Origin of the sequence: Microcoleus sp. PH2017_09_SFU_O_A (assembly GCF_020738625.1) — a bacterium.
Classification (GTDB): Bacteria; Cyanobacteriota; Cyanobacteriia; order Cyanobacteriales; family Microcoleaceae; genus Microcoleus.
In genome coordinates this window covers 24335-46060 of the sequence record NZ_JAEQCF010000042.1, presented here as the reverse complement: position 1 = coordinate 46060, position 21726 = coordinate 24335, and the positions used below count along the sequence as shown (strand labels likewise).

Annotated in this window: 25 protein-coding genes; 13 read left to right on the top strand and 12 right to left on the bottom strand. The window is 44.3% G+C overall.

Annotated features, from left to right (window positions below; genetic code table 11):
- From JGK16_RS17030 to JGK16_RS17020, 3 genes are all read left to right on the top strand, one after another.
- The coding region (locus JGK16_RS17030) for an ISAs1 family transposase (protein WP_293191434.1) at positions 1 to 472 on the top strand (472 nt) is incomplete at its 5' end.
- 309 nt (positions 473 to 781) lie between these two features.
- Positions 782 to 1513 carry a TVP38/TMEM64 family protein gene (locus JGK16_RS17025; protein ID WP_293191436.1) on the top strand — a complete coding sequence of 244 codons (732 nt, stop codon included), beginning with the start codon at positions 782 to 784 and terminating at the stop codon, positions 1511 to 1513.
- A gap of 16 nt (positions 1514 to 1529) precedes the next feature.
- Positions 1530 to 3065 (top strand): mercuric reductase, encoded by a 1536-nt coding sequence (locus JGK16_RS17020; RefSeq protein ID WP_293191438.1) that lies wholly within the window; start codon positions 1530 to 1532, stop codon positions 3063 to 3065.
- Between the two features lie 166 nt (positions 3066 to 3231).
- Here JGK16_RS17020 and JGK16_RS17015 read toward each other — a convergent pair whose 3' ends face one another.
- The 3 genes from JGK16_RS17015 to JGK16_RS17005 form a co-directional block, all read right to left on the bottom strand.
- Positions 3232 to 3798, bottom strand: coding sequence for a Uma2 family endonuclease (locus tag JGK16_RS17015; RefSeq protein ID WP_363319657.1), 567 nt, complete (start codon positions 3796 to 3798; stop codon positions 3232 to 3234).
- Positions 3799 to 3939: 141 nt separating this feature from the next.
- A complete protein-coding gene (locus JGK16_RS17010) occupies positions 3940 to 4788 on the bottom strand; it encodes an AAA family ATPase (protein WP_293176971.1) in 849 nt (282 codons plus the stop codon).
- A 106-nt stretch (positions 4789 to 4894) separates the two neighbouring features.
- The gene (locus JGK16_RS17005; protein WP_293176973.1) at positions 4895 to 5980 is read right to left on the bottom strand and encodes a T4 RnlA family RNA ligase; all 1086 of its coding nucleotides are present in this window, start codon (positions 5978 to 5980) and stop codon (positions 4895 to 4897) included.
- Positions 5981 to 6172: 192 nt separating this feature from the next.
- On the opposite strand from JGK16_RS17005, the gene JGK16_RS17000 reads away from it, so the two are divergent.
- The 4 genes from JGK16_RS17000 to JGK16_RS16985 all read left to right on the top strand — a co-directional run bounded on the left by JGK16_RS17000 (position 6173) and on the right by JGK16_RS16985 (position 10789).
- Positions 6173 to 6733, top strand: coding sequence for a hypothetical protein (locus JGK16_RS17000; RefSeq protein ID WP_293176975.1), 561 nt, complete (start codon positions 6173 to 6175; stop codon positions 6731 to 6733).
- Between the two features lie 158 nt (positions 6734 to 6891).
- Positions 6892 to 7896: a hypothetical protein gene (locus JGK16_RS16995; RefSeq protein WP_293191440.1), complete on the top strand. Its 1005-nt coding sequence runs from the start codon at positions 6892 to 6894 to the stop codon at positions 7894 to 7896.
- A gap of 737 nt (positions 7897 to 8633) precedes the next feature.
- The gene (gene hemC, locus JGK16_RS16990) at positions 8634 to 9605 is read left to right on the top strand and encodes a hydroxymethylbilane synthase (RefSeq protein ID WP_293176980.1); all 972 of its coding nucleotides are present in this window, start codon (positions 8634 to 8636) and stop codon (positions 9603 to 9605) included.
- A 353-nt stretch (positions 9606 to 9958) separates the two neighbouring features.
- The gene (locus tag JGK16_RS16985) at positions 9959 to 10789 is read left to right on the top strand and encodes a S1C family serine protease (protein WP_293176982.1); all 831 of its coding nucleotides are present in this window, start codon (positions 9959 to 9961) and stop codon (positions 10787 to 10789) included.
- An 84-nt stretch (positions 10790 to 10873) separates the two neighbouring features.
- On the opposite strand, the gene JGK16_RS16980 is transcribed toward JGK16_RS16985, so the two are convergent.
- Both JGK16_RS16980 and JGK16_RS16975 read right to left on the bottom strand, forming a co-directional pair.
- Positions 10874 to 11047, bottom strand: a complete 174-nt coding sequence (locus tag JGK16_RS16980) for a hypothetical protein (RefSeq protein ID WP_293176984.1) — start codon at positions 11045 to 11047, stop codon at positions 10874 to 10876.
- 39 nt (positions 11048 to 11086) lie between these two features.
- Entirely contained in the window at positions 11087 to 11329 is a 243-nt protein-coding gene (locus JGK16_RS16975) for a DUF4926 domain-containing protein (RefSeq protein ID WP_015176446.1), read from the bottom strand.
- Between the two features lie 84 nt (positions 11330 to 11413).
- On the opposite strand from JGK16_RS16975, the gene JGK16_RS16970 reads away from it, so the two are divergent.
- Together JGK16_RS16970 and JGK16_RS16965 are read left to right on the top strand one after the other, a co-directional pair.
- Positions 11414 to 11692 (top strand): hypothetical protein, encoded by a 279-nt coding sequence (locus JGK16_RS16970; RefSeq protein WP_293176988.1) that lies wholly within the window; start codon positions 11414 to 11416, stop codon positions 11690 to 11692.
- A gap of 2 nt (positions 11693 to 11694) precedes the next feature.
- Positions 11695 to 11901 (top strand): hypothetical protein, encoded by a 207-nt coding sequence (locus JGK16_RS16965; RefSeq protein ID WP_293191443.1) that lies wholly within the window; start codon positions 11695 to 11697, stop codon positions 11899 to 11901.
- Here the strand turns inward: JGK16_RS16965 and JGK16_RS16960 are convergent.
- Positions 11879 to 12049, bottom strand: a complete 171-nt coding sequence (locus JGK16_RS16960; RefSeq protein WP_293176992.1) for a hypothetical protein — start codon at positions 12047 to 12049, stop codon at positions 11879 to 11881. The two genes, JGK16_RS16965 and JGK16_RS16960, sit on opposite strands and share 23 nt — an antisense overlap.
- Before the next feature lie 40 nt (positions 12050 to 12089).
- Between JGK16_RS16960 and JGK16_RS16955 the strand changes: the two genes are divergently transcribed.
- Both JGK16_RS16955 and JGK16_RS16950 read left to right on the top strand, forming a co-directional pair.
- Positions 12090 to 12326 carry a hypothetical protein gene (locus JGK16_RS16955; RefSeq protein ID WP_293176994.1) on the top strand — a complete coding sequence of 79 codons (237 nt, stop codon included), beginning with the start codon at positions 12090 to 12092 and terminating at the stop codon, positions 12324 to 12326.
- The gene (locus JGK16_RS16950) at positions 12313 to 12735 is read left to right on the top strand and encodes a retroviral-like aspartic protease (RefSeq protein WP_293176996.1); all 423 of its coding nucleotides are present in this window, start codon (positions 12313 to 12315) and stop codon (positions 12733 to 12735) included. Before JGK16_RS16955 ends, JGK16_RS16950 begins: the two co-directional genes overlap by 14 nt.
- 107 nt (positions 12736 to 12842) lie before the next feature.
- Here the strand turns inward: JGK16_RS16950 and JGK16_RS16945 are convergent, their stop codons facing one another.
- The 4 genes from JGK16_RS16945 to JGK16_RS16930 all read right to left on the bottom strand — a co-directional run bounded on the left by JGK16_RS16945 (position 12843) and on the right by JGK16_RS16930 (position 18110).
- On the bottom strand, positions 12843 to 15113 hold the full coding sequence (locus tag JGK16_RS16945; RefSeq protein WP_293176998.1) for a VWD domain-containing protein: 2271 nt from the start codon (positions 15111 to 15113) through the stop codon (positions 12843 to 12845).
- A gap of 516 nt (positions 15114 to 15629) precedes the next feature.
- The gene (locus tag JGK16_RS16940) at positions 15630 to 16535 is read right to left on the bottom strand and encodes a serine protease (protein WP_293177000.1); all 906 of its coding nucleotides are present in this window, start codon (positions 16533 to 16535) and stop codon (positions 15630 to 15632) included.
- A 164-nt stretch (positions 16536 to 16699) separates the two neighbouring features.
- The gene (locus JGK16_RS16935; RefSeq protein WP_293177002.1) at positions 16700 to 17482 is read right to left on the bottom strand and encodes a serine protease; all 783 of its coding nucleotides are present in this window, start codon (positions 17480 to 17482) and stop codon (positions 16700 to 16702) included.
- Positions 17483 to 17486: 4 nt separating this feature from the next.
- Positions 17487 to 18110, bottom strand: coding sequence for a COP23 domain-containing protein (locus tag JGK16_RS16930; RefSeq protein ID WP_293177004.1), 624 nt, complete (start codon positions 18108 to 18110; stop codon positions 17487 to 17489).
- 64 nt (positions 18111 to 18174) lie between these two features.
- Here JGK16_RS16930 and JGK16_RS16925 point away from each other — a divergent pair, with 64 nt between their 5' ends.
- Positions 18175 to 18498, top strand: a complete 324-nt coding sequence (locus tag JGK16_RS16925; protein WP_293177006.1) for a hypothetical protein — start codon at positions 18175 to 18177, stop codon at positions 18496 to 18498.
- Positions 18499 to 18540: 42 nt separating this feature from the next.
- On the opposite strand, the gene JGK16_RS16920 is transcribed toward JGK16_RS16925, so the two are convergent.
- Complete coding sequence (locus JGK16_RS16920; protein WP_293177008.1) at positions 18541 to 18861, bottom strand: hypothetical protein; 321 nt, start codon at positions 18859 to 18861, stop codon at positions 18541 to 18543.
- Positions 18862 to 19433: 572 nt separating this feature from the next.
- Between JGK16_RS16920 and glgA the strand changes: the two genes are divergently transcribed.
- Positions 19434 to 20861, top strand: coding sequence for a glycogen synthase GlgA (glgA, locus tag JGK16_RS16915; RefSeq protein WP_293177010.1), 1428 nt, complete (start codon positions 19434 to 19436; stop codon positions 20859 to 20861).
- 199 nt (positions 20862 to 21060) lie between these two features.
- Here the strand turns inward: glgA and JGK16_RS16910 are convergent, their stop codons facing one another.
- The gene (locus tag JGK16_RS16910; protein WP_293177012.1) at positions 21061 to 21489 is read right to left on the bottom strand and encodes a DUF1824 family protein; all 429 of its coding nucleotides are present in this window, start codon (positions 21487 to 21489) and stop codon (positions 21061 to 21063) included.
- Positions 21490 to 21726: the final 237 nt, after the last annotated feature.

Below are 21726 nucleotides of genomic sequence, written 5' to 3'. Positions count from 1 at the left end.
TACACATACAGCTTATTCGACCAAGAAAGAAAGTAATCATGGTCGCTCAGAAATCCGACATCATTTAATGTTAAGTGACATCAAAGAGCTGATAGATCCCGACAATCAATGGGAGAAACTTCATAGTATAGGCATGATAGAATCCGTGAGAATAGTGAAAGGAAAAACAAGTATTGAAACTCGTTATTACATTAGTAGTTCACCAAATAATGCTCAAAAATTTGGTGAATCAGTTCGCAGCCATTGGGGAATTGAAAATCGTTTACATTGGGTGTTAGATGTGGGCTTTCGTGAAGATGATTGTCGAATCAGGAAAGATAATGCTCCGCAAAACTTTGCCATTCTTAGACACATTTCGCTCAATCTTTTGAATCAAGAAAAAGCCTCAAAAACCGGAGTAAAGAATAAGCGACTCCGAGCCGGGTGGGATGATGGCTATTTGGCCAAGATCCTCGCTGTGGCAGTCAACTAAATTTTCACAAATAACTCATCACTAAATATTATACAACTTGTAAATAGTAGTTGTAATATTTTTATTGTCTCAAAAATAGGACAGGCATAAAAACCACCATTGATCAGTTACTGTTTTCTTATAAAAGTCATTACAAAGCGTATCTATAGCTTCTAAGAATGGTGAATTTATCTCAAAATATACTCACCACTAGCGAAGAGTGTTCAATAAGATGCGTTCCCCCTGAAGGGGAGAGGCTTTCAACCAATTCTTTCTGGTAAGTTAACAACTGCTATATAATGCTGGTATCTATTTATTTATCGGTCAATTATGGAGCCAGAAGCAAGTCAGATTTCTAGCAGCTATACTTTTAAAAGCAGATTGTTGTTTTTGTCGATCGCCCTTGCAGTCCCTCTGTTAATTGTAGCAACTAGATCCGCCTACGTTCAAGGACTGTTAAGAGCTGTTTTAATCCAAATCGAGCATTTAGGCGTCTGGGGCCCGATCGCCTTTATCGCTACCTACAACTTCGCTACGATACTATTTATACCTGGTTCCGTGCTGACCTTGGGAGGCGGCGTGCTGTTTGGGCTGTGGTGGGGCTCGATATACGTGTTAATCGCCGCCACCCTAGGGGCGACCTTTGCTTTTCTGATCGGGCGATACCTGTCGCGCGATCGCGTGGTAAAATATATGGAAGCTCACCCAAAGTTTCAAGCCCTCGATCGCGCCGTTGCTAAAGAAGGATTAAAAATAGTCTTTTTAACTCGTCTTTGTCCTTTATTTCCGTTCAATTTATTGAATTACGCTTTGGGGATTACTCAGGTTTCTTTGAAAGATTATGTATTAGGTTCCTCCGGCATGATTCCGGGAACCGTGATGTACGTTTACTCAGGTTCTTTGGTAGGAAATATTGCTGCTATATGTACGGTAAATCAGCCTGCAAATCCTCAAGCCGAACTTGTAAAATGGTTGATTAATATCATCAGTTTTACGGCTGCTGTCGCCGTCACCGTCTATATAACTAGGATTGCTCGCAAAGCTTTAGATGAAACTATTTAATTAGGAAGATTTGCTCATGTCGCAGTCAAAAGTCGATCGCGTAACAGTCCCCCCGATGGACGAATACAACCAAAAATTAGTCTCCTACTTGCATCCGCCGGATTGGGTAAACCCGCAGCCCGCTAGTAGCTACAACTTAGTAGTAATTGGCGCGGGCCCAGCCGGATTAATTGTGGCTGCGGGCGCCGCAGGTTTGGGTGCAAAAGTTGCTTTGATTGAAAAACATTTAATGGGCGGCGACTGTTTGAATGTCGGTTGTGTCCCGTCAAAAGCTTTAATTCGATCGGCCCGCGCTGTCGCCGATATTGGGGAAGCAAGTAAATTTGGGGTTAGCGTTCCTAACGGTACAGAAATTGATTTTTCAGCCGTAATGGCAAGATTGCGGCGGATTAGGGCGGGAATTAGCGATGTTGATTCTGTGGAACGCTACCAGCACACTTTAGGAGTCGATGTTTTCCTAGGTTCCGGTCGCTTTACTAGCAATTCTACCATAGAAGTTGCAGGTCAAACTCTTAAATTCAAAAAAGCAGTAATTACCACAGGCGCAAGGGCGCTAGAACCGCAAATTCCAGGTTTGAAGGAAGCTGGATATTTGACAAATGAAACTGTATTTAACCTCACAGAAAAACCTCAGCGTTTGGCGGTAATTGGCGGTGGGCCGATCGGCTGCGAATTAGCCCAATCTTTTCGGCGCCTGGGTTGCAAAGTCGTGTTGCTGCACAAAAATGCTCAGATTTTGGACAAGGAAGATGTCGATGCTGCTACCATTGTGCAGGAAGCTTTTGTCAGGGAAGATATTCAATTAATTTTAGACTCAAAAATAGAGCGCGTTGAACAAACAAATGCAGGCAAAGTAGTTTATTATCAATCTCAAGGTAAGGAAGCGTCGGTAACGGTAGATGAGATTATTGTCAGCGTAGGGCGATCGCCAAACGTGGAAGGATTGAACCTAGAAACTGTCGGCGTGGAGTACGATACAGAAAAAGGCGTCTTTGTCAACGACAATTTGCAAACAACCAATCCCCGCATTTACGCCGCCGGTGACATTTGTATGAAGGATAAATTTACCCATGCTGCTGATTTTGCCGCCAGAATGGTCATCCAAAACACCCTGTTTTTCGGACGCAAAAAGCTCAGCACTTTGACGATACCTTGGTGTACTTATACTAGCCCAGAGGTGGCGCGCGTCGGAATGGGCGATCGAGAATTGCAAGCCGCGGGGATTGATGTCGATACGTTTTTGATTCCTTTCGATACAGTCGATAGAGCAATTATAGATGGTGAAGATGAAGGTTTTGTGAAAATTCACGTCAAGAAAGGCAGCGATAAAATATTAGGTGCAACTATTGTGGCGCGACACGCGGGAGATATGATTAGCGAGATTACTTTAGCAATGGTAAACAATATTGGTTTAGGAAAAATTGCCAGCGTCATTCATCCGTATCCAACGCAAGCCGATGCGATTCGCAAAGCCGGGGATGCCTACAATCGTACTCGCTTGACTCCCTTTGTGAAAAATTTGTTCAATAAATGGCTGGCTTGGACGCGGTAAAAAATGCCATTATAATTTACGCACAAATTGTATCTAATCTTGTGGGATGGGCTTCTAGCCCGTCCGAAACATAAAAGTTAAAGGTGAAACAAATTATGTATGTTGATGTTTCTTGTGGGATGGGCTTCTAGCCCGTCCCGAATATGCAATTTAAATGTGAAATAGCCTATTTTTCAGTTTCTGTTTCCGTTTCTATTTCAAAGGTAACACCTTCATACAAAAGTGCGATCGCCAACTCAAATTCAATACTTGACAAAGTTACAATCTCTCCAGCACTATAAGAATAGTAAAGCCACATTTTACCCTCACCCCGACAGTAACGTTCAACGGAGATTTTTTCAGAATCAATCAAGATATACTCTTGTAAAGTCGGAATTTTCAGGTAAGCCGTGAATTTTTCATCCCGATCCTTACCACTTGTACCGGGCGAGAGAACTTCCACAATTAGTTTCGGATGTTGAATAAACTTGCGCGCATTCATATCTTCAGGATCGCAACTAACTATCACATCCGGGTAATAGTAACGGCTGCGAGGACTGACTTGCAATTTAACATCTGACACGTTCGCGCGACAACCTCTAGAACGCAGATGAGGGCGCACAGCCGTGTAAAAATTAAGTGCAAGATCGTTATGGGGAATTGTACCGCCAGTCATCGCAAAGACTTCGCCGTTGACATATTCGTAGCGAATGTCTTGTTGCGCTTCCCATTCGAGATATTCCTCGAAGGTCATCCTTGGGGGTTGTTGGGGAATAGCTATCATATTGACAGTTGACAGTTGACAGTTGACAGTTGACAGGTAAAATTTGGATTCAATCTTACTTCGATTGTAGCATCACGGCCAGGGCGATTTATCGCCCGAATCCATCCTTCGTTAAAAATCCCCTTCATCTACTTGAAATACAGTCAATCCCAACGATCGCCACATATCAACCACCTGCTGGCGATCGTCCAATACAAACTTAACATTATATTGCCCTGCAATCTGCTGCCGATAGATTTCCTCCTTCATAATCGCATCCTTCCTCATATCCCCAGTTTTCCGCATATAGAGACCTGCATAATTCACCTCGTATTGCCGCAACCATTGTTCAGTCTGAGGTTGACAGTCATCGGTTCTGCCCGATACTACGATAATATTAACGCTAGACTGCCACTTGCGGATGGTATCTAGGACAGGCTGATTCGGTAAATCGCGATCGCACTTTGAAGCATCAAAAGGATTTCTACCATTGAGAAGCGCTAATGTACCGTCCATATCTACAAGAATTGCATCCGGCAAATCCGGGTTATATTCCGGCGGCGCAACCGGAACCCGCACGTACTTATTGTACATCTTCATTATCACATCTTTACCCACCGAATTAAGTCTTTTCAAATCCCGTTTAATACACTCCTCCACCGGAACTTGCAGGAAAGAATCATTAACTTCAACGATGGCTTTACCCTTAACCAACTCTTTGATATGTTCGATATGCGGCCCGAAATTAGTATCGTCCACAATCACGTGCTTGCCACTTTCCAAAGCCATCAGAATAATCGTATCTCTCAACTGCACAATAAACTTTTCATTCGCCGGAGACCAATGAGAAGCGTGAGCCATTTCTCGAAGTAAATCTTTATTGCTACGCACCCATCTTGCAGGTTCAGACAGCAGCAATTCTCTCGCAAATAGAGATTTTCCAGAAGCAGGTAAGCCGACAAGTACAATAACTCTTTTCATAGTAATGGGTAATGGATAATTGGTAATTTGCAACTTAATTCTTTAGTCCGCGGAGGCGGACTTTGTTTGTGTAGTAGCGGTTTCAACCGCCGATTCTCTGCGAACCTCACAAACCTAAATTGATATAATCTAAACCCAATAACTCCTCTATCTTATGAATCGTAACATCGCGGAGAGCTTCTTTCACTCCCGCAACCCTGCGAGCCCGCAAAGAAAACAAAATCCCAGAATATGGCAAATGTTTGACAGCGAAGGCAAAATCTTTCTGCACTTCGATAGATTCGTGCTGTCGGTAAAGCTCCTCGATTTCTTGAACTAACAATTCATATTTACTCTTAACTTTTTGATACAAGTCAATCCACTCGGGAAAATAAGCTAAAAACTCTTCTCCTTCATTAGTCAAAACAATTTCGATCATCCGCCGCGTCGAAAACCCTTCGCGAAGGTGGGAAATCGCCACATATTGCGGAGACTTAACCTTAACTCGGTTGAAGTTAGCATCGCAGATAATATACCCTTCTAAATCCATTGGATCTAAATGTTGAGCTGCTTCGATAACTTCTTTCCAGCTAGTTAAAGGATACGAATTGACTACTTTCCAGACATATCTGTTTGCCCAGAAAAGGGGATCTGTTTCTCGCAAGGTTTCAGTATTGCGAACCCCGTGCAGCACGATATCATTGTTTTTTTGCTGAACAACTATTCTATTATAAGGTGTCATCAACTCAAAGATAAAACACTCATCGGTTGCTTCCGGTAATTCATAGCCCAATTCTTTCCAGACTTTCCAAAACAGTTCGGCAAAGCTAAATCCAAAACCATTAACTTCACCCGCTGCATCGGGAGTGCCGCTAGATTGCACTCTCCATTCTCCCTGATAAAAATACAGTACAGTCAGAGAACCGTCTAACTTTTCATAAACTTTGGCGTGACTCCAATCAATCGCTGTGGCGTGGCCTTCCCCGTAATTAAAAAATTTGTCGTAGGGATAAGAAACTATTTCCCAGTTTTGAGATGAATCTAAAATAATACCTCGACACTGCTGGACTATTTTTTCGCCCAGCGGGGATTCTATCTGCGAGTATTTCAGGCAGACTAGATGAGGATATTGGCGGTGGCGGGTAACTTTGATATGATAAGTTTCGCACAAAGTTTCTAATCCGTGCTGGCGTAAATACTCTTGCAGTTCCACGTTTGACTCCTAAATTACTCGCCTTCTCTATTTTATCGGAAATTGCATATTTCCGTGCATTTGTAAAGAAAATTTAAACTTGCTTTTTTCCTGAATGCCTGTTGTGGCTTTTGTATTTGGGAGTTGTGTTGTAAATTAAGTGAACACGCTTGGGTGCCAAACTGGACTGTTTCGACATTGAGGACGAAAATAGTGAACAATAAATTATTACTTTTGGCGACTTCTGCGTGCGTATTGACTGCTTTAGTACCTGTATCGCAAGTTTTCGGTGCGGGCAAGTTGCCGCAGATGCTGGCGGAAACAAAGCCTGTTGCTAAAGCTGATGCTGCCGTGCCTGTAAGTGAAATTTTGCCAAAGTTAAAAGGCAAAACGCAAGTACCTATTTTTATCCCCAGCTTGGTTCCTGTTTCGCAGAAACTTTACTATCGAACCCAAAGTAAACCCGACAGCTATATTGTTTCTATGGAGTTTACAGCAGATTGCAAAGGTACGGGCGCTTGCACTTTTGGGGAAATTAGAGGTCAAAAAGGTGGTGAGTTTTCTACTAAAATGGAAGGGGTAACTAAGACATTAAAAACTGTTCAACTTGCGGGCGGAGTGAAAGGAAATTTTCACGACGGTTGCGGGGCTTACTGTACGGCTAATCTTGAGTGGAAAACTCAGGGTTTTATGTATACTCTAGCCATTAGAAATGGAGGTGAAGCAGATTTAATTAAGATTGCAAATTCTGCTATTCAAGCTGGTAAACGCTAAGATAATTTGCGATTTTGTAGAGAAACGAAGCAATTTTAGTCCTGGCGATTGCTTCGTTCCTCGCAATGACAGAGAATATTATATATTTTGGGAGCCTTGAAACCAGTTAAGCTGGGGAAGCAAGAGAGAATGGTTGTGATGTCTACAGGGAAATCAGGATGAGGGGAAAAGGACTATTTTGGGCGATTTTTGCTGGTGTGGTGACTGCTTTGCCGATCGCACTTTTGACGCCCAACTCCGCGCTAGCACGTCCAGAAGTGTCTGTGACAGAAATTCGCTGGTTTAATTATACCTCCAAAGATGGCTGGCAATCCATCCAATTTATTGTGCCCGATCGCAATACTGCACAATCTACCAGCAGCCGCAAGCTGCGCCCCTACGACGTTCATCTTGCCAAGATGTTCGAGATTTCGCGTTTTTTGTGCGATCGCGATCGCACTTCTGAAGGTTACAATTGGTCTTACCAAGCCGAAAATGGCAACATTGACATGGGAATCTTCAAAATTAGCTGCGAGAAAGCCCGTTCCACCGCCATAACTTACGGATTAGGCAAACTCGAAAATACAGTCATTCGCCGCAACTTCGATCAAAAAGACGGCCGCCCTTCTCTTGCAGTTGTAAAATATTCAATTCCCACTCTGAACGTTGCTAAAAATAGAGTTTTACAGTGGAGAGATTATGTCCAAAAGTTTCCCCCAATCCCCAATAAGTCAGGTACAAATCAAGCTAAAACTCGTTTTCCTGTAAGTAACATTTTTGGGCAAATCAAAGGCAAAACACGAGTACCAGTTTTTCTGCCGAGTATGCTTCCTCTATCGGATACTCAGCAACTTGATTTTGATATCAAAGCTGGCTCCCACGGCTACATTGTTGGAATGTATTTCGGCAAAGGATGTCGCGGGGGAGCCTGTACTTTCGGCACAATTGAAGCGAAAAGAGATGAACCGATTTCGCCTCCTTCGCAATTGCCGAGAGATACTTACAGAAGTATTGAATTAGCAGGCGGAATGAAGGGAACTTATTTCAATAGTTGCGGTAATTACTGCATTGCTTCTGTTGAGTGGCAAAGGCTGGGGGTGTTGTATCGAGTAAGTCTCAAAAACGGACGGCAGTCAGATGTTGTTGCGATGGTAAATTCTGCACTTCAAGCAGGACAACGTTAATACTATTTTCGATTTTGTATTAGGTACGTTGTTGCGCTTTAGCGCTCTTTCTTATAGACCAATACGGTTTACTTAAGATGGTCGGAAGAGAGGAACGAAGCATAAGCCCTAGCCCTTTCAGGGCGGCTTCGCCAACGGGCAGGCTTCGCCAACGCAGTATCTATTTTTCATAGGGTTTTACCCCCAGGGCAGTCTTAAGTAAACCGTATTGTCTTATAGACAAGAGAAGAGCGCTAAAGCGCAACAACGTACCTTAATAACCTACATTTGTTTCGCGATCGACACGACATAAAAAGTAACGGGCTACATCAAGAGCATTTTTCATGGTTTTATGACTTTAGTAATTTGATAAATTAACTTTTGATGGTACTCTATTAGCCCGGTTCAGAAGTTCGATCGCAATTACATCGCCCTTTTCCCCTCCTGTCTATATTTCTCTCTCCAAATCCCGCCACCTTTGAGCTAACTCTGCCGCCGGCTTCTACCGCGTTCATCCGCATTAACTCTAGGAAAATCATACATCCTCGGCTGCCTTTGGCTCGAAATGCCGATCGACTCAAGCCACCCAAGCCAACGCAAAATTGGAAACACCCTTAAAGCTCGCTGCTGCCGATCAATATCTGGTATTACTATTTTATCGCCCGAATTGTCCCAACCAGCAATTAAAGTCCCCACCTGCGGTACGCTAGATCAGGTGAATATACTGGCTCATTTCAAGCTATCCTGCGATCGATCTTATGTCCCCAACCACATCTGCCCCTTCCCGAACCGTCCGCATCGGTTCCCGCAAAAGCCAACTCGCCCTCGTTCAAACCCACTGGGTGCAAGCAGAATTACAGAAACGCTTCCCGCAACACACTTTTGAAGTCCACACCATGTCCACCCAAGGGGACATAATTCTTGATGTCGCCCTCGCTAAAATCGGCGACAAAGGACTTTTCACCAAAGAATTAGAAACGGGAATGCTGAACCGTGAAACGGACTTTGCCGTGCATTCCCTCAAAGATTTACCGACCAACTTACCCGAAGGTTTAATATTAGGATGTGTCACCGAACGGGAAAATCCCGCTGACGCCCTGGTAGTTCACTCCAAGCACAAAGACAAGCAACTTGACACCCTCCCCGAAGGTGCAGTAATCGGCACTTCTTCCCTCCGCAGGCTGGCTCAACTGCGGCACCATTTCCCTCATTTTGTATTCAAAGATATTCGCGGCAATCTCAATACTCGACTCGCTAAATTAGATGATGGCGGTTACGACGCGATTATTTTAGCAGTTGCCGGACTCGAAAGATTGGGAATGGGCGATCGCATCCACCAAGTTATCGATCCTGAAATCTCCCTCCACGCCGTCGGACAAGGTGCTTTGGGCATCGAATGCCGCGCCGGAGATCCAGAAATCCTGGAAGTTATTAAAGCTCTCGAACACTCCGAAACCGCCCAAAGATGTCATGCTGAACGCGCATTTCTGCGGGAATTAGAAGGCGGCTGTCAAGTACCCATTGGCGTCAATACCAATATAGAAAACGGTCAATTAACATTAACTGGAATGGTATCCAGTCTCGACGGCCAGCGATTCGTCAAAGATACTGTTTCCGGCGCAGCCGAGACTGCTGAAATGCTGGGAATAGACCTCGCTCACCGCCTGCGCGCCCAGGGAGCGAGTGTTATTTTAGAGGAAATCTTTGTCGAAGTTCAACGCGGTTCATAAATGCGATCGACATCTGTTTTTCACGGCTTTGAGACGCGATTTATCGCATTTGGTAAAATAAAAATAACTGGCGGTTCGCTTTTGTTTTGACAGGTACAATAGCAGTCTGATTGTAGATTTTAGATGGTGATTTTAAATAAAATTGCCAAATTCACAAATATCTGACTAATTTAGGATGCTCCGCAGGATGTTGAGAAGCCCGGTTTATGGATAGATACCTTGCTGTAAAGCCCAGGATTTTTCGTAGCAACTGGGTTTCTTTGCATCAGCCCTATCATTGTCAATATACAATCCAAAATCTCCAATCAAACATCGACAATAAATCAACAACCTATTTCAGGGAAATGCAAAATATGAGCGCTCAGGAAACTCAATTAAAGCTAGAATTGGCAAAAGTTCAGCAACTTTATCGCAAAATGCAGGCAGATCGGAAAGCTTTGCAGCAGCAATTGAAAGAGTTTAAAACTCAGACAGGAAACTTTTCCGATGTCGTCGAGCAAGTCTTGCCTTCCGTAGTTTCAGTTTACGTGATGGATTGGGATACAGGAGAAGAAATTTCTTCCGGGAGCGGCTTTTTTGTATCTCCTGACGTAATTGTCACTAACTATCACGTTATCGAAGATATTGCCGATGAAGATTACTTCTACGAGGAAGATGAAGTCGAACAGGTTTTAGTGGAAACTTACGACGGAAAGTTGAGAATGGCAGAGGTGGTATTTACAGGTAATGCGGAAGAGGATTTAGCATTGCTGTTGATTACTGGTTTTATCATCGATCCGGCAACAGGGGAACAAGTGGAGTCTCCCGAAGAATATCCTCCCCTAGAATTGTCTTTTGATGTCAAAGTGGGCGATCGGGTAATTGCTGTGGGCAATCCTATGGGACAGTTTGCTGCAACTGTAACTCAAGGTATTATTAGTGCAATTCGCGAACCGGAAGAGTATGAGGTGGGCGAGGATGATGAGGATGAGATTGCCGAGGTGAAGGTGTTGCAAACGGATGCGGCGATTAATCCGGCAAATTCGGGCGGGCCCTTGATTAATATGGCCGGTCAAGTGGTTGGGGTGAATACGTGGGGGTTGGAAGATGCTGATACTATTAATTTGGCGATCGCCTCCGTTGCATTGGATGACTTCTTGGCTGGATTTGAAGAAACTTTTGAGGGTGAACCTGATGAGGAATAGTCGCTAGTTGTCGGTAATCTGTGATTCGGGCGATCGCACTTTTTGTGAAAAGATGTGAAAAGGGCGATCGGCTCAAACGACGGTTCAAGCAAATAGTAGGTTTTTTGCGATCGTCTTAGGTTTTGGGAGAGATGTACCGTCTCCCTGATATTCTTCAACTAAAAGCTCTAATACTTTAATCATACATAGCGATCGCCCTTCTCCCAAAAAAGCGATCGCCCTCCCTCCCATACATTCACAGCGATCGCCCTTACACACAAAAAAGCCGTCCTTCTAGCGATGAGTATTGGATATTTATTATGCGGCCTCGGTCAAAGTTCTGACACGCAAAACTTCATTAGACATTAACGGTTCAATTTCCGACTCAGCTAAAGTAATTACAGCTATAGTTTCACCTAAAGCATTAAAAACTTCAAGACTGTAGCCATCCTCATCGGGGTGGGGATGATGCTCAACAATAGTGGCAATATCTCCTCGACAGAGTTTGTACTTGGGTACATCGGTTCGTAATGCTACTCTTTTAAACAAGGGAAATTTCATTTTCATAGCTCCTTATACATCACATTGCCAATTTTTATGCTATATTTGATTGGGGTTCATCTGTTTAATAAAAATAATTAATGTATGAATTTGCGCTTTTATATCGATCCTGAAACTGATTTACCTCATATCTATGAGCATGGAGTTAATGAGGTAGAAGTTGAGGATATACTGAGAAAGCCAGGTGAGGATCGTTTGGGGCGCGAAGGTACGCGGGTAGCTATTGGTCAAACTATAGATGGTCGTTATCTTAAGATAGTTTACGTTCCTGAACCTGAGTCATATAGCGCTTTTGTTATAACAGCGTATGAGTTAACAGGTAAACCTTTGAGTGCTTATAAACGCCGACAACGTGGTAGGTAAATATGGCAACACAAAATCAATTTCCCTTGAGTTGGGATGAAAAACGAGTGCGCCAAACGATCGAACATTACGATCGACAGTCAGAAGATGAAGCAGTAGCAGAAGATGAAGCAGCGTTTGACAATAAAGATCAAGCGTTTGTCCAAATTCCTTTGGAGTTATTACCGTTAGTTAGAGAGTTAATCGCTAAACATTATGCCAGTGTTTAAGACCAGATAAATAAAGGCGATCGCACTTCGCATCCAGAAAGGCGATCGCTCTTTTTTTACCGCAAATTAACGACGAGGAAAGAAGGGCGATCGCCCTTCTTTCCAGAAAGGCGATCGCACTTCCCCAAAAAAGCGATGAGCTTGACAAAAGCGTAAAACAGGTGGTAATCTGAATAAGATGAATATAAATGGAAATTTTAATTATGCCAATTGCACAATTATTTCCTCTGCTTGGTCATTTATCCCGTGTGGATAAATTAAGAGTAATAGAATTTTTGGTTTCTGAGTTAGCAAAAGAAGAAGATTTGGCTAACTTAGAGTCTAAAGATAATTATTTTGAGATGTTGCATAATTCCGATGAAGGAGCACGTCAATTGGCACAGTTTTTAGAGGAACAAAAGCAACTGCAAAATGCTAAATGGTGAAAAATACTCTTTTGCCTCTAAATTCAATCGCTTTGGCGAGGTATCTTATGCGCCTTATTTACCGATAATATTAAGCTATCGAAACCAGTCAATTGAAATGATGGGGTTGCTGGATACTGGGGCAAGCATGAATGTTTTGCCTTATGAAATTGGTTTACAATTAGGGGCTGTTTGGGACGAACAAACCTTTGTTATTTCTTTATCTGGAAATCTGGCAAATATCGAGGCTAGGGCTTTGTTGTTGTCAGGGACAGTCAGCAGGTTTGCACCAGTTAACTTGGCTTTTGCTTGGACTAGACAAAGAAATATGCCCATCATTTTAGGAAGGTTAAATTTTTTGGCAGAGTTTGATGTTTGTTTTTATGTATCTGAACTAGGATTTGAAATTGCACCTAAGCAATCTCACTAATAGGTGGTTATAAGGGGTCGCCCTTCCACACAAAAGAGCGATCGCCTCATAATATCTTTAGGGGCGATCGCTCTTTTTTGAAAGGGCATGAAAAGAGCGATCGCGAATTAGAAGGGTAAAGGAATCGGAATCGGAACGCGATTACGAATTTCTTGTTCAACTCGTTGCTTAACTTCGTTTTTAAGGATGTTAGCAGCAACACTGGCAAGGCTGACATCGCCACTGGCCGCCACATCAAATAAACATCCTTCTAGGCGTTCGTTTGGTACTTCAGCTTTACGACAAGTTTCTTCCGCAAGTTGTACGGCTTGGGGGGCAAGCATCCGCAAGATTACAAAACCATTAGGAAAGGATTTTTTCGTGAAGCTATCGGTATTTTTGCCAGCGGGATAATCAAACAGCGATTCTGTTTGGGAAATCCGCCAACTATCGCCAAATTGCCGATGAATGGAGTCTAAAAAAGCTTCGGTCAGTGGGTCGAGTGGAATAGGAATCCAGCGGCTAACATCAAAGTTACTTAATACTGAGCGGGCAATGTTCATCGCTTCTTTATTTTCTGCAATGACGCGACCATCACGAGTCATAAAGTCGTCTGAGAGGTTGCCATTGAAGTTGCCGAGTAAACCTTCAAGTTGACCGCGATCGCCTTCGGTTACGCCCGGTGTCACTTCAACAAGCTTGTTAAAAATCTTCACGGTTACTTGTTCACCACTGGGCCACTGCACGAGGTAGCTGCCACTGCCTGTGCGAGCAACAAACCCACCACCTGATAGGTTTTGTTTTTCCCCTGAGATGGTTTTGCCGTTAACGCGCAAGGGATCTTGGGTGTTGTTATCAGGGAAATCTTGGGAATAGATGGCGACGCGATCGTTGCCAACTCGCATAGCGGCGGCGATATTTATTCCCAGGGATGAGCTCGATCCATAGGGAGCTTCACGAACTTGTACCTCGAATCGTTTGTCTTTCGATCGGGTTAGGACAAATTCACCCATTGCGTGGTGATCGTATTTTTGACCGTCAAAGCTTGTGAGATGTGGATCGCCCCAGGATGAGGCATTGCCAATGACTTTACCTTCTATCGTGCCCAGTGCTTCACGAGCCGCAGCAGAAGCAGTATCCTCAGAACGATTTCTAGCGGCTTGTTCCCCAAGTCCAGAATAGTCTCCATTTCTTTCCCTGGAATAAGTTGATGCAGCAGATAATGCCGCAGTTTGAGCCGCGTCATCTACGGGATTTCCCATCTCTGATGCGTTGGCATTTCCTGATCCCAAAGCAGCAATTCCGCCAACACCAACGGCCACACCAGCAATAGTATTTTTTTGTGTCCCCACATTATTCAGGATCGATTGCATTGAATCTCCTATTTTCTTGACACCTCCCTGTAATAAATCTATCTGTTGAGGTGCCTGATCCTGACCTAATTGAATTGCTTGCTCCTCTCTAGATGTACCCGTATTCGAGTTATTGTTGCGTCTTTGATTACCGTTCCCTCCTGAGCCATTGTTCCCTCCTCGATTACCGTTTTGTGATGGATTATTGTTTGGATTATTTGGCCCTTTTCCACCGAATCCAGACTTGGGAGTATCTGGATTTTCCCGAGTGAAATAATCAACCTCATTTCCTGTTTGCAACATTGCTTCAGCTTGATTAGCTGTTGAATTTGCTCTTTCTGCACCGGATGCAAAATTATCAAAATTTGGGTTGGCACCCCATTTCGCTTTATAATTAGGTATACCACCAGCAAGCAGAAAAACTTCTTGTTTCTTCCCGATCTCTAGCTTACTCTTATTAATGTTACTAGCAAGCAGAAAAACTTCTTCTTTATTGCTAGTTTTTCTCTGTCTATTATTTCTTACAGGATACTTTGATTGACTTAATTTTGAAAGAAAAAAGTAAATCACCTGAGAATTTTGTTTTTCAACCTTGTCTGCACTACCCAAAAAAAGAGTGAAATCTTTGTTCGGAAAAAGCTTAATCTTCATATCGTCATCTGCAAAATCTACCTCAAGCATTTGCTCAAAAGGAACCGTACTGTTGTTGAGTACCGGATATTGAATTTCAGATCTACAATTAGAAGAACATTTGTCAATCTTCAAAGCTCCCTCAACCACTGAAAACCTCATAAACTTCCCAACCACCAAACCTGAAAAATCTGGTTGATAACTTCCAGCATATAGCCATATACCTTCTAAGTTAGGTACTTGTGTGGTGACGGTTGTCTGTCCCGTTGGGTTATCAAAATCAGGACGCAATGGCTGATTCGGCCCCGGATCTTGAGGAAACGGTGGCGCCTGCGGATTACTCCCAGGCCGCACACTCGGTGCATCATCAAATTCTCCCGGATCTCGCACCAACCAATCCCCAATATTCCTTTCCACAGCAGGCGGAGTCGCCGCCACCACGCGATCGGACGAATTAACTAAATTCACCGTGCAAATAGTAGAATTAAAACTAAAAACCGTACAAAGTGCAGCCGATAAAGCCCGATTGACAAACGTACCAGGAGCCAGCAAAGCACTCATTAAAACAGCAATAAAACTGACAATACCCAGAGCAAAAAGACGAATACGACGCATAATTTACCTCACGTAAACAATTAACTAAACATCCGCATTCCGATCAATCTTGTAGGGGCGGGTTCGCCAAGATATTTGACACCCATCGACAAATTCGTCAACCCGCCCCCACCCCACGCAAAAATTAAAGAATTAATTGAATTTAACGGTGTGGGGGATGTTATTCGGGTTTATTCGTTGGGTGGGGGCGGGTTTATCAAGATTATCTGTGGGTGACAAAATTCATCGGCGAACCCACCCCTACGAATTTTATTCATGTTTTATTATCAATTTCATCCCTCATTTTGCCACCTCAATAAAAGCGATCGCCCTCACGCCCTAAAACGGCAAAATCCTCCGAATACCCCGTTGAATCACATCTTTAACAATATTTTTACCAAAATCTCCAAACCAACCCTGAGCCTCCCCAGGCTTTACCTCTTCCGCATCCACATTAGCTGGCGGTTTATTATCAATTTTAAAAGCAGATTTATCTATCCCCACCTGCGACATCATCCCCACAAAAGTATTAATCGGAATCGCTGAATTAAACCCCGTTTTCGCCTCTCCCGTATTTTGTCCACTCTCATTTTGAACTGCTATAAGACCGTCAGTATCTCCCTGTCCGTGAATACCAATCACTCGACCACTAACATCAAAAACAGGCCCGCCACTCATTCCCCGCCGCGTCACCGCAGCATAACGCATCGTATATCCTTGATCGTTACTTGACCGGACATTAGTAACTTGCCCATTGGTAAACTGATATTCTCGTTCTTGACTCCCCACACCCGCAGGTAAAGGATATCCCGAAATATAAACCCCCGATCCAATCGTTGCTTCATCGGAATTGCTAATCGGTGCAACGGAATATTCTTCGTCACTTTCAAATACCACAACTGCTAAATCCGGCCCGCTCTCATTATTCCGCAAACCCTTGACATCCGTCACCTTATGCTCTTTCCCCTTAGAAGTCCGAATCATAAATTCAGTATTAGGATTTTTCACGACATGATTTGCCGTTAGCACCGTGTATGTTTTACCTTTCTTAGTAATAATTACTCCAGAACCACTATCTCCTGGACTCAGGATATTGTTGATCTGTACTGTAGTGGGAACTGCTATTTGAGCGACTTCTTTAGCAGTTTTTGCCATGACAGGCTGGCTAATCATAATTGCTGCAACTGTTGCGGTTCCTGCTACGATCGCCGGAACATAATTAAAACGAGAAACTCCGAAATTCATAAATAACTCCCTTGATAATCTGAAACAAAATGTCAAATAATGGCGTACAAGTTCTAAATTTTGTAGGGCAATCCCTCCGTGGTTGCCCCAAATTTCGGGGATTTTGTAGGGGCAATCCCCCCGTGGTTGCCCCTAATTTAAGGGCGCGCACGGGGGCACCGCCCCTACAAAGAAACTCGCGCATAACGCAAATAGGTACTAATCGGAATTCCCCAACTAGAATTAACCATGAGTTCCAACATTGCTCCCGATGGCTCAGTTCCATCCTCAAAGGCATAAATTCCAAAATCTGGATCGCCGTTCTTCATCCGACCATTAATCCCAATTAAAAGCCCCCGATCGTTAAAAATTGGCCCGCCGCTCATCCCTACAGCAATATCATTTGTGTATCCCAAACGATATCCTTGAGCGAGGGATTTTGGCGGCAGCACCGATACAGCACCTTGGGTAAATCTAAATGCCCGAATTCCTTGCTCGAAAGTAGTTGTTAAACTGCGGCCCCGATACATCGGAAATCCGGCGGCAAATACGGGTTCTCCTACTCTTAATAAATCAGTGCTAATTTGGGCGACTTGATAGGTGTTGGAACTGCGAAATTGGACGATCGCCAAATCCGCATTTCCCAACTGTCTCGGAGCACCCAGCAGCCGATAACGCTCACCGTCCGGGGCGATCGCGGTATGCTGCTGGCTGAAACCGACAACGTGCCAATTTGTCAGCACCGTGTAAACTTGACCCTGCCGCTGGACGATCGCCCCGGAACCTGAAGCATCAGGCGTTAAAATACGTACCGTCGTTAGCTTTGCCAACCTTTCAACACCAGCATTTTGAGCATCAGTAACGGGAGAATTTGCGCTAACTGGTTGGGCAATAACGCTGCAACTAGCTGGAAAAATACTCAGCACAACCGCACAAACTCCCGTCAGTCCCAGTCTTCGCAAATTCATCACCTTAAAGCTCCCGCGATCCGGCACCAGTGCTCGGTTGGGCGGGGGCTACTCGCGGTTGCCCTGATGCGGGTTTTGGCGCAGCTACGGGCGCGATCGTACTTCCCTCGTCCCCCAACCTGCCGCTGACATCAATGAACGGAATACTGTCTTTGCTTTCAGACAGAGAAGGCGCACCCGCTTGTCCCTCCCGCCAAGCCAAGAGATTATTCAGTGTTTTCACTGCATCTTGATTCGGTTTCAGTGTAAATATCAATCCTTGGCAGCGGCCATTTACTTGGCTGGCAGTGCAAACCACTCGCTGTCCGTTCATTAGCCCTACAGTGATGAACTTAAGCTCTTTGTTACTGCGGAAAGTTTCCAGGCGACTGCTCACCTCGCGACAACGAGTCGCAGGATCGTACCCAGCACCGGAGAAATCATTAGAAACCCACCGAATCCAAGGTTCTCGATTTCCCTGTACGTTTTGATACATCGTAATCGGCACACCGCTTGAATTGTCGCACCAAAAACCGCGCTGTCCCGGTGCCGGTTGACTTTGAGCGGGTTTAGCGCTTAAAGATACGCTGCTAAGGGCGATCGCGATCGCCCCTACTGTCAAAGCAGTCATTGATTGCCATTTGCTCATGATTATTAACTTCTCTCAAAAAACTAATTATTTGCCAATAAACAACAAGCCGGAAAAGTGACAAATGCGATCGCACGGATCGCCTGCTGCCATTTCCCCAGCCCCGCGAAACTCACATCCGTCACAGACTAGGTTTTATGTCACCTATATTCAGTTGATTCAAACTTTAATGCTGTCAGCCCTCACAGCCGTACAGCCTAGATGCACTTTAGGGTTGAAAAACCCTAAAATGATATTTTACATCATTCTCTTCTATTTATCAATACCCCAATGCAAAAATTTTATTAGCGATCGCCCTCGGTTGAAAAACCCCATTTATTTAGCAGATCCCGGTAAGGAAACAGCAATGCCACGTCCCTACAGATATCGCGTAAAATCTAGCTGTTAGCGTGTTTAACCTGACGGATTAGCGTAATAGCCCGATCGCACTTTACCTTCTCGACTTCCACTCCTCAACATCTTCATCAGTAATAAAATACCGATAATGAGTCGAACCCTTAACAGTAGTTACCCGAATCAAATTTTTCTTCTCCCTCTCACTCTCAATAGTCACCTCTCCAAACCCAGTTTTTTCCCAAGTTTCCGACAGAATGTCCTCGATTTTATCAAAAACCAGATTAATCGGATTATCCCTACTTTCTCGCCCCGATCGCATATCTGTTTCCACCTTCTGACTGGACTTAGATTTACTATTACTGTCTCCCGCTTTCTCAGCCCGATCGCCCGCAGCATCATTTGACACAAACCCCATAGCTTTTTCCTCCCCAAACTTCAGCTTCTATAGGTGTTTAGGAAAAAGCCTTCTGTTTTTACCAGAAAGAATTGGTTGAAAGCCCGCCCGTCGGAGCGGGAGAAATTAAAATCAGACTATTCATTACCCCAATCCTCTTCCTTCTAGGTAGAGGTCGCTCTCAAACTGTCAACTGTCAACTGTTGAAGCATATTGGCAAGTTTTGCAACAATAATTTACACCATCGCCCCCAGCGCCATTCATACATAGTCAGGTACAATACGTGCGATCGCAATCAGTACGTCCGCCATTAGCAATTCCCAGTATTTGTATCGGAATTATCAAAACATATCTTATCTACCAGAAACTCCATACTTCCTACCTCTAAGGTCGATTTGAGACTAGAGATTTGAGACAAGAAATTTGAGATTTCCTTCACAGCCTCTACTAAATGCTTGAACCGAGCACTAAAAAAATTGCTTAACCATCGACAATAGAGATTTATACTTGTTTTTTGGACGGCACGTTAACATTGTGTCCCTCGCCATTTAAACTTGATCTAGCCTAACTATCCCAAGGAACACAAAAAAATAATGCGAATTTTATTTGTATCCGCCGAAGCAGCACCCCTAGCCAAAGTGGGCGGTATGGGCGATGTCGTCGGCGCTTTGCCTAAATTTCTGCGCCGCATGGGTCACGATGTCCGCATCTTCATGCCCTACTACGGCTTCGTCCCCGACAAAATGGACGTTCCCAAAAAACCTGTTTGGAATGGGGCGGCCATGTTCCAAAGCTTCTCCGTCTTTGAAACTCTTTTGCCGGGAACCGATGTACCTTTATACTTATTGCAACATCCATCTTTCTTACCACGCCGGGTTTACGGCGGCGTCGATGAAGATTGGCGGTTCACTTTCTTTGCCAATGCTGCCGCTGAATTTGCCTGGAATCACTGGAAACCACAAATTATGCACTGTCACGACTGGCATACGGGGATGATACCTGTTTGGATGAAGCAAGACCCCGATATCAGCACAGTTTTTACTATTCACAATTTAGCTTATCAAGGGCCGTGGCGCTGGCGTTTGGATCAGATGACTTGGTGCCCTTGGTATATGCAAGGTCACAATACAATGGCTGCGGCTGTACAGTTTGCCGATCGCGTAAATACAGTTTCGCCCACCTACGCCGAACAAATCAAAACCCCAGCCTATGGGGAAACTTTGGAAGGTTTGCTATCTTTCCTCGGCGGCAAAGTATCAGGTATTTTGAACGGAATTGATACAGAATCTTACAACCCAGAAACTGACAAGTACCTCCACCAACAATTCAGTGTTGATACTATTGACAAGCGCCCAGTTAACAAAATTGCGCTGCAAGAAGAAGTCGGTTTGGAAGTCAATAAAAATGCCCTGTTAATCGGCATGGTGACGCGGCTGGTAGAACAGAAGGGGCTGGATTTGATCATTCAAATGCTCGATCGCTTCATGGCCTATACCGACGCTCAGTTTATTGTACTCGGAACTGGCGATCGCTACTACGAAACCCAACTCTGGCAAATGACCGCCCGCTATCCCGGCCGGATGTCCACCCAATTACTCTACAACGACGCCCTCTCCCGCCGCATTTACGCAGGCTGCGACACCTTCCTGATGCCCAGCCGTTTCGAGCCCTGCGGCATCAGCCAAATGCTCGCCCTCCGCTACGGTTGCGTCCCAATGGTGCGCCGCACCGGCGGTTTAGTCGATACCGTATCTCACAACGACCCGATTAATGATACCGGCACAGGTTACTGTTTCGATCGCTACGAACCCCTCGACTTATTCACCTGCATGATCCGAACATGGGAAGGTTTCCGCTACAAAGATAAGTGGAAAGAACTGCAAAAGCGCGGCATGAAAGAAGATTTTGGCTGGGACATTTCTGCCAGAAAATATGTCAACTTGTACAGCGAAATTCTCGGCATCTCACCAGACGAAATCGCACCGGAACCGGAAACCGAATTAATCATTGGTAAAGGTTAATCTCTTTCTTTGTAGGGTGCGTCAGGCGTTATTGTCGCTTTAATGAGTAGGATATTTGCTGACGCACTCGAAAACGTGTCATTGCGAGGCACGAAGCAATCTCTCTTACCCTGCGATTGCTTCGTGCCTCGCAATGACATCATCTAAATTTCTATTCTTCCTTCTTCCTTCTTCCTTCTTCCTTCTTCCTTCTACTCAATTAATCAACAAATAAATCGAGAGGTAAATGACCGTAAGTCCCGCTAACTCCATCTTCCGAGGAAAATTGGCACGATACTAACACGCCCCGATAAGTTCCAGGATAGCCATCAACATAATATGAACCCTTCAAAGTATTGAACTTAATATAAACCGAACCACTAAATGCAGCAAAAGCACTTGGATCTAAAACAGCATCATATCCCAAAGCCTTCAAATAAGTTGCTAAAGCTGCAAAACCCTCATCCGTCGAAGTCGCGCAAACTCCAAGCATTTGGTAATCCGACAAACTTGCTACCAGCAAAATCGCTTCACGCAGCGCCTGTTTTTCCAGTGGCGATGCTACAGATTGCATATCCAGACAAGTAAAATCCTTGAGGATTTGCTGTGCTGCTTCTACAGTTAGGGTAGTCGGGTTGTGAGTAGACATCAATTGCTCTGATATTTCCAAAAAGTACGATCGACACTCGGGTACTCGTCAGTCGATTTTAGATTTTAGATTTTAGATTTTAGATTGACTCCATAGATGAATCTGGGAGATCCAACCAAAGTCTAAATTTGGGGAATCTTTACGACTCCTGTCAAGGGCTTGCATCCCTATCCAGGTGAGGTCAACGGATTTCTGCCATTGCAACCCTCGATCGACAGCCGTAACACTCGCGCCAGC